The sequence below is a fragment of the Streptomyces sp. R28 genome (assembly GCF_041052385.1).
Taxonomy (GTDB): Bacteria; Actinomycetota; Actinomycetes; order Streptomycetales; family Streptomycetaceae; genus Streptomyces.
The window spans coordinates 10537646-10551094 of sequence record NZ_CP163439.1 but is presented as its reverse complement, the minus strand read 5'-3'; the positions used below and the strand labels follow the sequence as shown (position 1 = coordinate 10551094).

The following is a 13449-nucleotide window of genomic DNA, read 5'->3' as shown; positions in this document are numbered from 1 at the left end:
TTTCCGAGAAGGGCCTTCACCCCTCCGTCGGGGCCGGCGGTTCAGGGTCCGCCGCCTCCGAATCCGCGACCGCGAGCGCCTCCTCGGCACTCCCCACGATCGGCACGGTGATGCTGACACCGGTGAGGTCCAGGATCCGCCGGACGGCGGGCGCCGGGGAGATGACGTACACACCGCCCGGAATCTCCCGCACCTCCTGGTAGGCCCGCAGGATGATGTTCATGCCGGACGAGTCCATGAAGGGAACGTCGGCGATGTCGAGCAGGAAGTGGCGTCGGCCGTGGTGGAGCTGGTTGGCGAGGTGATGCTGCAACTCGGTGGCTGTATCCATGTCCAGGTCGCCCTCGACCGTGAGCAGCACGGCGTCCTCACGGGGCAGTTCCACCTTGATCGACAAGGGATTCTGGGCAACGGACACAAGTACCTCCCATAGGCGCTGACGATCGGGACGGGTGCCCCGACAGACGGATTTGATGCATCGCGGGGCCACACTCCTGTCGCGCCGGCTAGGCGCCGCTGTCGGCCGCCCGTCGATGCGTTCGCCCGCCTACCCCCGAATCTCCCCAGCACACTGCCCGATGAGCGGTTTGACGGCCGGTCGACGGGTCACGCGAAGAGAGAGAACCCCTTGCCTCGGTCAGGGAGCGAAAGGATGAATGAGAAGTACCGGACCGGCGCCACCAAAAGCCCGGCGGCCGCGGGCCGTGTGCGCCACGGACCGCTGAGTCCGGCCGAGGCACGCGGAGCCGTGCGGCGGGCCCTGTCCGAACAGTCGCGCACCCGCGGCACCGCGTGCGGGCCGGACACACTCTCGGACGCGTTGCTGGTGGCATCGGAACTGACGACCAACGCGATGCTGCACGGCGGCGGCGTCACCGACTTCGATGTCGAGGTCGTCGGCCAGAACCTGTACCTGTCCGTCAGCGACCGGGAACGGCGTCGGCCGGTCGCCGTGGACTCGGTCGACTGTCAGGGACGACACCGCTGCGGAGGCCGCGGCTGGCCGATCGTGTGCCGACTGTCCCGGACCGTGCTGGTGTCGGATCTTCCGGCCGGCGGCAAGCGCGTCACCGCGGTGATCGCCCTGCCGGCACAATGCCAACACCGGCTCGGCGGAACCTGACCGGACGGGCCGAGCCGGACAGGCCGAGCCGGACAGGCCGAGCCGGACAGGCCGAGCCGGACAGGCCGAGCCGGACAGGCCGAGCCGGACAGGCCGAGCCGGACAGGCCGACGGCCATTCGGCCGCGGCCCCTCGGCCAACACCGCTCAGGCGACCCGACCGGCGCGATGCAGATGCAGCAGATGCAGGTGACAGCGAACCAACCCGTCGGAACCGCTCAGGCCACCCCAGGCTCCAGCAACCCGGCGCGCAGCTGCTTGATGATGCGGCTGATGAGACGTGAGACGTGCATCTGGGAGACGCCGATGCGATCGGCGATCTGCGCCTGGGTGAGCTCCTCGACGAAACGCAGATGGATGATCCGGCGCTCACGCTCGTCGAGACCGGCGATCAGGGGTGCCAACGAGTGGAAGTCCTCGACGAGCTCGAGCGACGGATCCTCCGCACCGAGGAGGTCGGCCAGGACGGACTCGCCGTTCCCGGCGTCGGAGGTGACGGCCGCGTCGAGGGAGGCGGACTGGTAGCCGTTCGCGGCCTTGCGGGCCTCGATCACCTCCTCCTCCGACAGCGACATCAGCTGCGCGAGCTCGCGGGTGGTCGGCGTGCGACCCAGACGGGAGCGGAGCTCCTCCGTCGCCCTGGACAGCTCCACGCGCGCCTCCTGCAGCCGGCGCGGCACATGGACCGCCCAGCTCGTGTCGCGGAAGAAGCGCTTGATCTCACCGACGATGTACGGGACGGCGAACGTCGTGAACTCGACCTCCCGGGACACCTCGAAGCGGTCGATGGCCTTGATCAGCCCGATGGTGCCGACCTGGACGACGTCCTCCAGCGAGTCCCCACGGGCGCGGAAGCGCGACGCGGCGTACCGCACGAGCGACAGGTTGATCTCGATCAGCGTGTTGCCTACGTACTGGTGTTCGCGCGTGCCCTCTTCCAGCATGACCAGTCGGTCGAAGAACTGCCGCGACAACTCGCGTGCGTCCTGGGGCCTCACCCTCGTCGGATCCTCGATCAGCGGCAGCGCCGCCCCGTCCGTCGTGACCGTCTCCTGTGCCGTGGCCGTTGCCTGCGCCACCGTCACGGCTGCCATGCCGTCCTCCCGATCGCCGGAGCCAGTTGTCCTTCCCCGCGTGCCCGGGCTCGCGCGGCTCACTCCCCTTCCGACACCGGAAACACGGCACGGTGGTGAGTTCTGGCGTGAAGTCGCCCCTGGGCGGGGTCGATTCCGGACACATCGTCCGCGGAAGTCCCCGGCGGGCGCCCGTCCCTTTCTCGACCCTCGTGCGTCCGCGGCCGTTTGCGTGCTCAGTCGTGGGGCATGCGGGATTTCGTGCTTCGGACCAGAGGCGCACCGGTGCTACAGGTGTGACCGATCCGGGGCCTTCGTGCCCCGTGCCCCTGCACCGTTTGCCACGGAGATTCCCTGAGAACGCCGTTCAGGAGCTGTTCCCCATGCTGGTTGAGACGTCCGCACATGGTTCCGACCTCGCCGCCCGCCCCCGCGTGTCCGGCGGACGCGTCCACGACGACGCCCCCGACACCGCGGCCGACTTCGCCCGCCTGTCCGCTCTGCCCGAAGGCCCCGAACGAGACGCGGTACGCGACGAACTGACCAAGGCGTGGCTGCCCATGGCCCACCGCATCGCCGGCCGATTCCGCAACCGCGGGGAGTCGCTGGAGGATCTGCGCCAGGTCGCGGCCCTCGGACTGGTGAAGGCGATAGACCGCTTCGAGCCCGGACGAGGAGCCTTCGAGAGCTACGCCGTGCCCACCATCACCGGTGAGATCAAGCGGCACTTCCGCGACCGGATGTGGGCCCTGCGGGTTCCCCGGCGCGTCCAAGAGCTGCGTAACAAGGTGCGGTTCGCGCGCCGCGACCTCGCCGAGACCGCCGCCGGCTCCACCCCCTCGGTCGCCGAGATCGCCGCCCACACGGGGCTCACCGAGGAGGAGGTCAACGCGGGGCTGGAGGCCCTGGAGAGCTTCAGCACGCTGTCCCTCGACGCCGAGATGTCCTCGAGCGACGACGGCTTCAGCCTCGCCGACACGATCGGCAGCTGCGACGAGGCGTACGACGTCGTCGTCGACCGGGAGGCGGCGAAGGAGGGGCTGCGACGCCTGCCCGAGCGTGAGCGCGCCATCTTGTACATGCGCTTCTTCGAGGACATGACGCAAAGCCGCATCGCCGATCGCCTGGGCATCTCCCAGATGCATGTCTCCCGGATCATCAGCCGGTGCTGCGCGCGGGTGCGGGACGAAGCCCTCGACCGGGGGGCGGAGCCGGGGCGCTGAGGTGAGGCGACGGGTCCGGGTCAAGGCAGGCTGTCGCGCCAGCCACGGCAGCACAGAGCGAGCTGTCCCGAGGGCCACGAGCGCGCAAAGAGCCGTCCCGACGGCCACGAGCACAGAAGGAAGCGACGTCGACAGGAAGAAGGAAGCGATGTGAGCACCGACAGAATCTGGTCGTACCCGCCCGGAAGCGGCCACCAGGAGGGGCGGACGCTCACAGGGTTCACGGTCGAGGCGACCGACGGGGTCGTCGGCCATGTGGACCGCCAGGCCGACGACACTCCCCTGCGGCACCTGATCGTCGACACGGGCGCATGGGTGTTCGGCAGAAGCCTGCTGATACCCGCGGGCACGGTCACCGGCGTCGACATGGAGACCCGGGTGGTCACCGTGGGGTGCACCCGGGCAGAGGCCAAGGCGGCTCCCCGCTTCGAGACCGACCGCGAGACCCTCGATCCCGGGTATCTGTCCGCCGTCGGTGCGTATTACGCCGCTCTGCCCCATGGTTCGGGCGCGAGCGGGTAGCCGAACCGCATGGACGCAGACGGACGACGAGGAGCGGAGACGACAGCGTGCGAGGAATGGTGAAGTGACACAAGCCGCAGTGCTCTTGGTATGCGCCTGCGATGCTCGGGGAGCGACGAGCATCCCGCAGGCAGCGAACGAGCGATCGTGAAGCCGGCGGAGCGCCCTCCGGCCGGGAGCAGCGGGACGGCGCGTGGGCGGTCGATCCCGATCACCAGTGCGGCGACAGCGCGCAGTTATGTGCGATCGGTCGTGGCCGAGCACTGGCGTGCCCCGTCCGGCCCGGCGAGTGAGAGAGCCGTCATGGACCTCCTGCTGGTCGTGTCGGAACTCGTCACCAACGCCATCCGGCACGGTGGTGGCCTCGCGGGGTTCGAGTTGGCCCTGCTTCCCGAGGGGGTGAAGCTGAGCGTGCACGACTACAGCGACGCCGTGCCGTCCGCCGCCTACGGGCCCGGCACCTTGCCCCGCACGCACGAAGGCAGCGGATACGGATGGCCGCTGATCATCCGCCTGTCCCGCGAGATCCTCATCGAGCGCCGCCGGGAGGGCGGCAAGACGGTCGGCGTGCTGGTGCCGCTGACGTGAGAGCCCGCTCGCGCGCAAGTCCGCTCGTCGGGCTCTCCTCGGGCTGCGGGCACCTCACCCGGGCACCTCACCAGGGCAGAAACGCGTGCACATCCTTGCCGTCCGCACGCACCACCACGCTGACCTGGTCGCACAGAGTGTGGATCAGGTACCAGCCGATACCGCCGCCACCGCCCTTGCCGGGGTGGAAGGGCCGTGGCGCCGGTGGAGTGGTGCTCGTGTCGCTGAGCGTCACGTGAACACCGTCGAACGCCTTGCGCAGCATCAGCTCGAACGGTCCCGGAGCGTACTGGATGGTGTTGGCGGCGAGCTCGCTGACGACCAGCAGGATGTCGTCCCGGTACTCGGGCGCCGCCGGCGGTGAGGACCGCGCCAACGTGGTCAGGAACTCCTCCGCACACAGGCGGGCTCTCGTCACATCGCCGAATCCCCCGTCAAACCTGACCTCCCGGTCCTCGATCTCTTCGGAGGACGGTTTGCCGCCCCCACGCGATTCGGTCGCCATCACACCTTCTTCGGCCCGTCCGCTCGTCGGCCGCCGTGACTCGTCGTGCTGCTTCTCGTGCTGCTTCCACCCCGCTGGTTCCCAGCCAGAGCGCGGCTACGCGTCCGAAATTGGTCGCAGCGGCGAGACACCACGGACGAGAGCGACGACAGAGCCTGTTGTGCCGACCGGATCGCGGGTCAGCCGGCGTACACCTTGCCCTGCTTCACCACGTAGTGCGTGGGCTCCGAGCAGCCGATGGAAGGTGTGATCAGCAGGCTCACGGTGAGCGGCGCGGGTTCCGTGCTCGCGGTGGAGAACTCGCAGACGGCACCACTGCCCGTCAGCGGGTACCAGAACCATCCGTCGACGTCTCCCACGGTGACCCGGTCGGACTCCTTCCAGGCGCCACCGCTCTGGGTGTAGACCTGCAGCCGCACCGAGGCGGCGTACTGGTCCTCGGTCGACCGCAGGGCGGTCAGCGTGAGCTTGTAGTCGCTGCCGAGGACGGACGAGGCTATCTGCCGTGTCTGCGGTGCCGCGGTCTCGGCGTTGGACGCCCCGGCACCCGCCACACCAAGGACGGTCACCATCAGGAGGGTGACGGCTGCGGTCACGGCGCGACGCGTGCGGTTGTGGTTGCGGACCAGGTTCATATGTTCCCCCGTGGAACGAGATGTACTGAAAGATCGGATTGATTCGTACGGTGGTTGAGACCAGCCACATGCCTCAAGGGTTGTACGGCGACGCGCACCGTTGCCGTATCCCCGGGGAACACTGGCCGACGCCGCCGCTCCGCTGCGCGTAGACACCGCGCATCCCAGGGAAAGTCACATGCGCGAACGCGCCCCTACCCCCGTGCCCGCTGCCATCGGTGAGAACGGCTCCGGCAAGTCCACCCTGCTGCGGCTGCTGGCCGCCGCCGCACCGCCGGTCCGGCATCTGCTGCATCCGGATGTGCGGCGGAACGCGCATCGCCTTGCCCGGTCAGTCCGGCGAGAAGCGGCGCTGTACATCGGGCCGGGACTTGAGCCGTTCCGGATAGCCGGGGCCCATCCGGACGGTCGTGGTGTCGGCGTGCAGCGGCTCGCGGCAGGTGGAACAGACGACCTCCGCGTGACCGTCGTGGCCGCAGGCCTCGTGATGCAGGGTGGTCGGAGGCCCCTCGGGCCCGGCGAGCCAGCGGTCGCCCCAGCGTGCCATCGCGGCGAGGACCGGGAAGAGGTCCTTGCCCTGCTCCGTGAGCAGGTACTCGTGGCGGGGCGGCTCGCTCTCGTAGAGCCGTCGCTCCATCAGCCCCGCCTCGACCAGACGACGCAGCCGGTCGGTGAGCGTGTTCCGGGCGATCCCCAACTCCCCCTGGAACTCCTCGAACCGGCAGCTGCCGTAGAAGGCCTCCCGAAGGACCAGCGGGGTCCAGGCGTCGCCCACCACGTCCAGGGTCCGCGCGATCGAGCACGGCCAGTTGGCGAAGGACGTGCGCGCGCTCACGGCTGCGCTCCGACCTCGTGGACCAGCTCGATCGCACGGCCCAGCGTGTCGAGCCGGGCGGCCATGTCCGCACCGGCCGGATACAGGCGCACGGTGTCCACACCGGCGTCGCGCCAGACGCGCAACCGCTCCCGCACCATGCTCTCCGTGCCGATCAGCGTCGTCGCGAGGACCATCTCGTCCGTGACCAGCGCGGCCGCCCCGTCCCGGTCCCCCGCCTGCCAGCGCTGCCGTACCTCCTCGGCCACCTCCGCCCAACCCTGCCTGCTGTAGGCGCGGTTGTAGAAGTTGGTGGACGCCGAGCCCATGCCGCCGAGGCTGAAGGCGAGTTCCTTCCTGCGGCCGGCCACCATGGCGCCGAGCGCCTCCTCGTCGGGGGCGAAGGCCACCTCGGCGCCCTGGCAGACGTCCAGATCCGCACGGACGCGCCCGCCGCGCGCGAGCCCCTCGTCGAGATGAGCGAAGTAGGCGTCCGCCGCTCCTTCGGGCACGAAGCTCGTGCCGAGCCAGCCGTCCGCGACCTCGCCGGTCAGCCGGAGCATGGCAGGTGACAGGGCAGCGAGGTAGAGCGGTACGGGGTGCTCGGCTCGCATCGACAGCTTCATGGGTACGGCGTCCCCGCCGGGCAGGGGGATGCGGTATTCGGTGCCGGAGTGGTCGATCTTGCCGCCGGTCAGTGCCTGCCGCACGATCTCCACGGTCTCGCGCACCCTCGCCAGCGGGCGGGCGAAGCGAACGCCGTGCAGCCCTTCCATCACCTGGGGACCCGAGGGGCCCAGGCCGAGCACGAAGCGTCCCTGAGACAGGTTGGCGAGGGTGATCGCGGTCTGCGCGAGAGCCACCGGACTGCGCGTCCCGACCTGCATGACACCGGAGCCCAGCAGCATGCGTTCGGTGTGGGCGGCGTAGTAGCCGAGGGCGGAGGGCGCGTCGGAGCCCCATGCCTCGGCCACCCAGCAGATGTCGAGGCCGAGCTTCTCCGCCTCGACGACGAAGTCCCGTTGCTGTGTCCAGGAACCGAGTCCGCACGCCTCGACAGTGGTCGCGGCCCGCATCACGCCTCCGCCAGCTTCTTGATGTGCCCCAGGGTGGCGGTCATGTTGGCCTCGAATTCCCGCATACGCACGAACACGATCTTTTCTTCCTTCTCCGGCATCCGGTCGATGGCGAAGGACAGACCGGACCGTCCGGGCCCCATCTGCATCCACTCGGACAACTCGGTTCCGCCGTCCCTGGGTTCGAGCCGGAAGCGCCAGACGGCACTGGGACGAGAGGGGTCGGCCACGGCCCAGGCAAGGGCGCGCGGGGGCTCGCACTCGATGACGTGCGAGGTGGTCTCCCACTCCCCGAAGTCCTCGTGCCTGCTCCGGCCGACGAAGCGAGCACCCACGGCGGGCCCTGCCGCGCCGTCGAGCCACTCGACCGACTGGAGCTCATCGCTCATGGCCGGCATCAACGTCACATCGGAAACGATCCGCCACACCCGGTCCGGCGGCGCGTCGACCCACGCCCGCACTTGCACCGTGGGCATGTCCGCATAGCGTGCACCCGTCCACTCCACTGCGCATCAACCCCTTCCACGACGAAGGACTGTGACCTCCAGAGTTGCGTAACGAGACTCACGGCGTCAATGCTCAGTCGGTGATGGCGCGGCCGCCGGCCCGCTCTGCCACTCCCCCGCCGGGAGGGCGAGCAGCGCTTCGATCTCCTGCGGGCCGGGCAACGGGCCGTGGTCTCCCGTCACTTGAAGGGCGGAGGCCGCGGTGATGTGGCCGAGCCGGAGGGCGCGTGTCGTGGTCGCGCCCCTCAGCAGGCCCGCGAGGAAACCGGCCGCGAAGGCGTCACCGGCGCCGACGGCCTCGACCACCGTCGTGCGTGGCGCCGGCACCGTGACGACGCCCTCATCGGTGAACGCGGTCGCGGCGTTCGCTCCGTCCTTGACGACGAAGATGTGGGGGCGCGGGAGTTGAGCCCGTATGCCTGCCGGCGTCAGTTCCTCCCCCCACAGGTCCTGTGCCTCGTCCAGGCCGACGAACACGATGTCCGCCCGGTCGGCCAGTTCGCGCAGCACGGCAGGGGCCGACCTGTCCGGCCACAGAGCGGCACGGTGGTTCACGTCGAAGCTCACCGGGTACGGGCGGGTGCCGGGCTCGGCGGCCAGTGCCCGGGCCACCAGTTGGCGGCACGACGCGGACAGCGCCGGCGTGATACCGGTCAGGTGCAGCAGCGAGGCCGAACGGGCGGGCTGACCGTCCAATACCTCGGGGCCCAGGGCGGAGGCGGCCGAACCGCGTCGGTAGTAGTGGACGCGGGTCCCGGCGGCGCCCGGGTCCTTCACCAGCAGACCGGTCGGACGATGCGGGTCGGTGCGTACGTGCGACACGTCGACGCCGGCGGCGGCGACCGTGGCGCGGACACGGCGCCCCAAGGGGTCGTCGCCGAGTGCCGACAGCCAGGCGGCCGGGATGCCGTGGTCGGCCAGGTACATGGCGACGTTCGACTCGGCCCCGGCAACCGAAAGTCGCAGGTGCGCCGCGTTGAGCAGAGGGCTGGGTGGGTCGGGGGCCAGGGCCGCCATCGTCTCGCCGATGCAGACGACCGGGCCGGAGGCTGGGCGCCACGGGCCGGTCATGCCGGATGCCGGTGCGGCGTTCATGCCGGATGCGGGTGCGGCGTTCATGCCGGTTCCCCCGTGGCCGTCGGACTTGCCGGATCCCCGGCGGTCGCTGGATGCCGGGCGGTGTCGAGTCGGCGGGCGGGCGTCGGCGTGCCGGGCACGTCCACACGAGCCGTGGCCAGGGCCCCGTCATCGCGGACCGGTACGGCCAGGCCGACGTGGGTGGTGGCGAGGTGCACTGCGGTCACCGCGTTGCCTCTCGTACGACGGCGAGGAATGCGCGGGCGCGCTCCCTGAGGGCGGCGATGCTGCCGCCGTCGGTGGCGTCGCCGACGAGCGGGGAGCCGACGCCGACCGCGGTCGCACCCGCCCCGAGGCAGGCGCGGGCGGCGGCCTCGTCGATTCCGCCCACCGGGACGAACGGTGCGTCGGGGAACGGGCCGCGCAGGGCCTTCAGATAGGCCGCTCCTCCGGCCTGGGCGATCGGGAAGACCTTCAGCGCGGCCACGCCCAGGGCGCGGGCGGCGATGATCTCGGTCGGGGTCAGCACGCCGGCAGGACCGGCATGCCCAGCTCCTGCGCCGTACGGACGCCGTCGCCCAGTCCCGGTGTGACGGCGAAGTCGGCTCCGGCGCCGTGCGCGGCGTGTGCGTCCTCGGCGGTCAGTACCGTGCCGGCGCCGAGTGACCGGTCCGGACCGAGGGCCTGGCGGGCGCGTTCGATGACGGAGAGGGCGTCGGGACCGGCGAGTGACACCTCGACCAGTTCGACGCCCTCCTCGGCCAGGGCCAGCACAGTGCGCAGCGCGGCGTCGGGGTCGTCGCCCCGCACGATCGCGACCAGACGGTGAGTGGCCAGCGTGGCTGCCAGGTCCACGGACGGTGCTCCTTCTATGCGGTGGTCTGGCGGGGGTCAAGCGGGGGTCCACACGCAGCGATTCCGCCCGGGGCTCAAGGGGTGGTGGCCGGCCGCTACGAGTGTGAGCCGCCGGCGGACCGCCATTCAGCCGCCGAATTGGTATGGACCTGACACGGCACCCTGGCTAAGCTCTGCCCGACCCTGAATGAGAGCGCTCTCAGATTGCGGTTGTTCCACCCCACTTCATTGGAACGACGAAGGGCAACTCCCTTGAGACGCATCCAACTCAAGTACGCCGGCCTCGCCGTACTGCTCGTCCTCGGCAGCTGGACCGCAGGCGGAACCACCTCGGCCGCAGCGACCGGCTCCCCCACGGTGACCGATACCGAACCCGCCTCCGCCGGACTGCTGCAGGCGATGCAGCGGGACCTCGGTCTGTCCGAACCGCGAGCCAAGGCCCGGCTGGCGGCGGAACGCACCGCCATGGACCTGACGCCGAAGGCGCGCAAAACAGCCGGATCCGCTTACGGCGGCTCGTGGTTCGACGCGGAGAGCGAGCGGCTCACCGTGGCCGTCACGTCGGACGCGGCGCCCGCGACCGTGCGGGAGATCCGGGCTTCCGGCGCGACCGTTCGCACCGTCGCGCACAGCGCCGGAGAACTCGACGCGGCCAAGGCGCGCATCGACCGGCTCCCCGCCCCGCCGGGCGTGAGCAGTTGGCACGTCGATCCGATGGCCAACACGGTCGTTGTGAACGTCGTCCGCGACAGGCGGGCCGACAACGATGTCCGGCGATTCGTCTCCCGCGCCCTGGCGACCGGACGCGTCACGGTCGAGACGGTCGCCGCCGCCCCGCGCACCTTCGCGGCGGGAACAGTCGGCGGCGACCCCTACTACACAGGCAACGTCCGCTGCTCCATAGGCTTCTCGGTGCATGGCGGATTCATCACCGCAGGGCACTGCGGTGGCCAGGGAGCCGGTGTCAGGGGCTGGGACGGCACCTACGTCGGAACGTTCCAGGGCTCCTCGTTCCCGGACAACGACTACGCCTGGGTGAGCGTCGGCAGCGGCTGGTGGACCGTGCCGGTGGTCCTCGGCTGGGGCACGGTGCCCGACCGCCTCGTACGCGGCTCGGCCGAGGCACCCGTGGGCACCTCCATATGCCGGTCCGGCTCCACGACGCACTGGCACTGCGGCACCGTGCTGGCCAAGAACGAGACGGTCAACTACAGCCAGGGAGCGGTGCACCAGATGACGAAGACCAGCGTCTGCGCCGAACCCGGCGACTCCGGAGGCTCCTTCATCAGCGGTGACCAGGCCCAAGGGGTCACCTCAGGCGGCTGGGGCAACTGCTCCGGGGGCGGGGAGACCTGGTTCCAGCCCGTCAACGAGATCCTCGGCCGCTACGGGTTGACTCTGCACACGGCCTGATTCACGGGCGGGAGGGGCGGTCCTGGCGGTGGCCGACCGGACCGCTCCTCTCGAACCGTGCACAAGGGCGCGAGCGCCGCCGGGTGAGCCATGCCTGTGACGCACGAGCCGCTGCGCGTCCGGCGGTGACCGTGCGGCAGGATGAACACCATGAGCGTAGTCAAGATCAACGTACTGACCGTCCCCGCCGAGCAGCGCGAGACGCTGGAGAAGCGCTTCGCCTCCCGTGCGCATGCCGTGGAGAACTCCGACGGGTTCGAGTGGTTCGAACTCCTGCGGCCGGTCGAAGGCACCGACACCTACCTCGTGTACACGCGCTGGCGTGACGAGGAGTCCTTCCAGGCCTGGATGGAGGGCCCCATGAAGTCGGCCCACCAGGGCGGCGGCGCGGAAGGCGGCGAACGCCCCAAGCCGGCGGCCAGCGGGTCCACGCTGTGGTCCTTCGAGGTCGTGCAGCAGGCGGGGCCGAAGGGCGAGTAGCGATCACCGGCGGGGGCGACACCCCCGCCGGCATTCTTCCCCGATCGCGCACCAGGGCTCAGCGGCTGGTGTCCGCTCCCGCGAGGGCGAGTTGTCACGGCCCGATGCCAGAATGCGGGGATGTCGTCCTCTCACGGTCTCCCCGATTCCCCTGATGGACGTCTTCGAGCCCGGCTGGTGAAACTGGTCGAGGGCATCGAACCTTGGGATGACCTGGAGCGGACCCACTTGCGCACTGCGGGCGAGTGGCTGGCCGGCGGCGCACCGGTGTACCGGATCCGTAAGCCTGACGTCCCGAAGACTCACCTCGTGAGCTACTTCGTCGTTCTGGACGACAAGCGCGGGGAACTGCTGCTCGTCGCGCACCGCAAAGCCGGCCTGTGGCTGCCACCGGGCGGGCATGTGGAGCAGGGTGAGGACCCGTGGGCCGCGGTGGTGCGCGAGTGTCGGGAGGAGCTGAACATCCCGGCGGTCGCTTCGGACATCACGGGCGAGCGACCCCTGTTCCTCACCGTCACCCGGACCCGGGGACAGGGGGAACACACGGACGTCTCGCTCTGGTACGTCATCAGCGCGGACGCAGGAACCCTCACCTCCTACGACGAGGAGGAGTTCACGGCGATCCGATGGCTGACTCCCGATCAGGTGCTCGCCGACACGCTCGACTCGATGGACCCCCACATGCACCGCTTCACCCGCAAGCTGGTGCAGGCCCGGGCTTCATGATCTCGGCGGTGTGCCGGTGCTCTCGGGCTTGGGGTGGTGCGTCCTGGCGACCATGGCCGCCAGGACGAAGGTCACGCTGATCAGCAGGGACCAGGCGCCGAACTTCTCCACTCCCACGGGCTGCCAGCCGTCGAGTTGGTACGGGTAGCGCCATGCGCCCAGGTAGGTGGCGAGGTTCTCGGCGCCCCAGAGGAAGAAGCCGATCAGGACGAACGACAGCGCGAGCGGCATTCGTCGGCGTGCACCGCGCACGGTGTAGCGCACCGAGGTGCCCGCGGTGACGGCCAGGAGCAGTGCGGCCAGGAGCCAGCGGACGTCGGGAAGCCAGTGGTGACTGAAGAAGTTGACGTAGACGGCCGCGGCGACGACGGCCGTCGAGCGTGGGCGGTACCGGACCAGCTCCAGGTCGAAGAGGCGCCAGGCACGGCAGACGTAGCTGCCGACAGCGGCGTAGAGGAAGCCTCCGTACAGCGGCACGCCCGCGAACTTCAGTACGGCCGGTTCCGGATAGCTCCACGAGCCGAGGGACACCTTCACGATCTCGAAGGCCAGGCCGATGATGTGGCAGACGGCGATGACGGCGACGTCCCGCCCGTTCTCCCAGCCGCGCAGCCAGAACACCAGCGTCAGCAGCACCCCGTAGACGACGAGCAGGTCGTAGCGGGCCACGGGCAGGCCGGGCAGCAGGGTGGATGCCGCCACGCCGGCCATCAGGGCGATGGCGAAGGCACAGGACCGCGTCTGTATCCACGCGAAGTCGAGCAGGTGGCGCAACGACGCCGCCAGGGGGCCTGTGATGCTTGTGGTGACCATGATCCCGAACACGAGCCTGCG

17 protein-coding genes and 1 pseudogene are annotated in these 13449 nt (G+C 70.2%); 7 read left to right on the top strand and 11 right to left on the bottom strand.

From position 1 onward, the window contains the following. Nucleotides 1-16: 16 nt before the first annotated feature. Nucleotides 17-418, bottom strand: a complete 402-nt coding sequence (locus AB5J49_RS46075; protein WP_369174829.1) for an STAS domain-containing protein — start codon at nt 416-418, stop codon at nt 17-19. A gap of 234 nt (nt 419-652) precedes the next feature. Between AB5J49_RS46075 and AB5J49_RS46070 the strand changes: the two genes are divergently transcribed. Further along, nucleotides 653-1123 carry an ATP-binding protein gene (locus tag AB5J49_RS46070; RefSeq protein WP_369174828.1) on the top strand — a complete coding sequence of 157 codons (471 nt, stop codon included), beginning with the start codon at nt 653-655 and terminating at the stop codon, nt 1121-1123. A gap of 217 nt (nt 1124-1340) precedes the next feature. Here AB5J49_RS46070 and AB5J49_RS46065 read toward each other — a convergent pair whose 3' ends face one another. Continuing rightward, the gene (locus AB5J49_RS46065; RefSeq protein ID WP_369174827.1) at nt 1341-2216 is read right to left on the bottom strand and encodes an RNA polymerase sigma factor SigF; all 876 of its coding nucleotides are present in this window, start codon (nt 2214-2216) and stop codon (nt 1341-1343) included. A 362-nt stretch (nt 2217-2578) separates the two neighbouring features. Between AB5J49_RS46065 and AB5J49_RS46060 the strand changes: the two genes are divergently transcribed. The 3 genes from AB5J49_RS46060 (at nt 2579) to AB5J49_RS46050 (ending at nt 4528) form a co-directional block, all read left to right on the top strand. Next, entirely contained in the window at nt 2579-3418 is an 840-nt protein-coding gene (locus AB5J49_RS46060) for a SigB/SigF/SigG family RNA polymerase sigma factor (protein WP_369174826.1), read from the top strand. A 150-nt stretch (nt 3419-3568) separates the two neighbouring features. Beyond that, nucleotides 3569-3940, top strand: a complete 372-nt coding sequence (locus tag AB5J49_RS46055) for a PRC-barrel domain containing protein (RefSeq protein ID WP_369174825.1) — start codon at nt 3569-3571, stop codon at nt 3938-3940. A gap of 240 nt (nt 3941-4180) precedes the next feature. Beyond that, the gene (locus tag AB5J49_RS46050; protein ID WP_369175481.1) at nt 4181-4528 is read left to right on the top strand and encodes an ATP-binding protein; all 348 of its coding nucleotides are present in this window, start codon (nt 4181-4183) and stop codon (nt 4526-4528) included. A gap of 67 nt (nt 4529-4595) precedes the next feature. Here AB5J49_RS46050 and AB5J49_RS46045 read toward each other — a convergent pair whose 3' ends face one another. The 8 genes and pseudogenes from AB5J49_RS46045 to AB5J49_RS46010 form a co-directional block, all read right to left on the bottom strand. Then, a complete protein-coding gene (locus AB5J49_RS46045; RefSeq protein ID WP_369174824.1) occupies nt 4596-5033 on the bottom strand; it encodes an ATP-binding protein in 438 nt (145 codons plus the stop codon). Between the two features lie 179 nt (nt 5034-5212). Continuing rightward, nucleotides 5213-5668, bottom strand: a complete 456-nt coding sequence (locus AB5J49_RS46040) for a hypothetical protein (RefSeq protein ID WP_369174823.1) — start codon at nt 5666-5668, stop codon at nt 5213-5215. A 331-nt stretch (nt 5669-5999) separates the two neighbouring features. Beyond that, nucleotides 6000-6503, bottom strand: coding sequence for a winged helix-turn-helix transcriptional regulator (locus AB5J49_RS46035; RefSeq protein WP_369174822.1), 504 nt, complete (start codon nt 6501-6503; stop codon nt 6000-6002). Continuing rightward, a complete protein-coding gene (locus AB5J49_RS46030; RefSeq protein ID WP_369174821.1) occupies nt 6500-7558 on the bottom strand; it encodes an LLM class flavin-dependent oxidoreductase in 1059 nt (352 codons plus the stop codon). Before AB5J49_RS46030 ends, AB5J49_RS46035 begins: the two co-directional genes overlap by 4 nt. Further along, nucleotides 7558-8064 (bottom strand): SRPBCC family protein, encoded by a 507-nt coding sequence (locus AB5J49_RS46025; RefSeq protein ID WP_369174820.1) that lies wholly within the window; start codon nt 8062-8064, stop codon nt 7558-7560. Before AB5J49_RS46025 ends, AB5J49_RS46030 begins: the two co-directional genes overlap by 1 nt. A gap of 66 nt (nt 8065-8130) precedes the next feature. Beyond that, complete coding sequence (locus tag AB5J49_RS46020) at nt 8131-9135, bottom strand: sugar kinase (RefSeq protein WP_369175480.1); 1005 nt, start codon at nt 9133-9135, stop codon at nt 8131-8133. A gap of 44 nt (nt 9136-9179) precedes the next feature. Continuing rightward, nucleotides 9180-9368, bottom strand: a complete 189-nt coding sequence (locus AB5J49_RS46015) for a hypothetical protein (protein ID WP_369174819.1) — start codon at nt 9366-9368, stop codon at nt 9180-9182. Then, nucleotides 9365-9996: pseudogene (locus tag AB5J49_RS46010) on the bottom strand (bifunctional 4-hydroxy-2-oxoglutarate aldolase/2-dehydro-3-deoxy-phosphogluconate aldolase). Before AB5J49_RS46010 ends, AB5J49_RS46015 begins: the two are co-directional and overlap by 4 nt. A 252-nt stretch (nt 9997-10248) precedes the next feature. Between AB5J49_RS46010 and AB5J49_RS46005 the strand changes: the two are divergent. The 3 genes from AB5J49_RS46005 (at nt 10249) to AB5J49_RS45995 (ending at nt 12615) form a co-directional block, all read left to right on the top strand. After that, complete coding sequence (locus tag AB5J49_RS46005) at nt 10249-11409, top strand: S1 family peptidase (RefSeq protein WP_369174818.1); 1161 nt, start codon at nt 10249-10251, stop codon at nt 11407-11409. Nucleotides 11410-11559: 150 nt separating this feature from the next. Then, nucleotides 11560-11889 (top strand): antibiotic biosynthesis monooxygenase, encoded by a 330-nt coding sequence (locus tag AB5J49_RS46000; RefSeq protein ID WP_369174817.1) that lies wholly within the window; start codon nt 11560-11562, stop codon nt 11887-11889. 309 nt (nt 11890-12198) lie between these two features. Further along, entirely contained in the window at nt 12199-12615 is a 417-nt protein-coding gene (locus tag AB5J49_RS45995) for an NUDIX hydrolase (protein ID WP_369174816.1), read from the top strand. Here AB5J49_RS45995 and AB5J49_RS45990 read toward each other — a convergent pair. Next, complete coding sequence (locus AB5J49_RS45990) at nt 12610-13428, bottom strand: DUF817 domain-containing protein (protein WP_369174815.1); 819 nt, start codon at nt 13426-13428, stop codon at nt 12610-12612. The two genes, AB5J49_RS45995 and AB5J49_RS45990, sit on opposite strands and share 6 nt — an antisense overlap. Nucleotides 13429-13449 lie beyond the last annotated feature (21 nt).

Excerpts from the sequence above, each read along its gene's own strand:
- AB5J49_RS46070 (WP_369174828.1), top strand. The coding sequence starts at position 653 with ATGAATGAGAAGTACCGGACCGGCGCCACCAAAAGCCCGGCGGCCGCG.
- AB5J49_RS46065 (WP_369174827.1), bottom strand. The coding sequence starts at position 2,216 with ATGGCAGCCGTGACGGTGGCGCAGGCAACGGCCACGGCACAGGAGACG.
- AB5J49_RS46060 (WP_369174826.1), top strand. The coding sequence starts at position 2,579 with ATGCTGGTTGAGACGTCCGCACATGGTTCCGACCTCGCCGCCCGCCCC.
- AB5J49_RS45990 (WP_369174815.1), bottom strand. The coding sequence starts at position 13,428 with ATGGTCACCACAAGCATCACAGGCCCCCTGGCGGCGTCGTTGCGCCAC.
- AB5J49_RS46030 (WP_369174821.1), bottom strand. The coding sequence starts at position 7,558 with ATGCGGGCCGCGACCACTGTCGAGGCGTGCGGACTCGGTTCCTGGACA.
- AB5J49_RS46045 (WP_369174824.1), bottom strand. The coding sequence starts at position 5,033 with ATGGCGACCGAATCGCGTGGGGGCGGCAAACCGTCCTCCGAAGAGATC.
- AB5J49_RS46020 (WP_369175480.1), bottom strand. The coding sequence starts at position 9,135 with ATGACCGGCCCGTGGCGCCCAGCCTCCGGCCCGGTCGTCTGCATCGGC.
- AB5J49_RS46040 (WP_369174823.1), bottom strand. The coding sequence starts at position 5,668 with ATGAACCTGGTCCGCAACCACAACCGCACGCGTCGCGCCGTGACCGCA.
- AB5J49_RS46000 (WP_369174817.1), top strand. The coding sequence starts at position 11,560 with ATGAGCGTAGTCAAGATCAACGTACTGACCGTCCCCGCCGAGCAGCGC.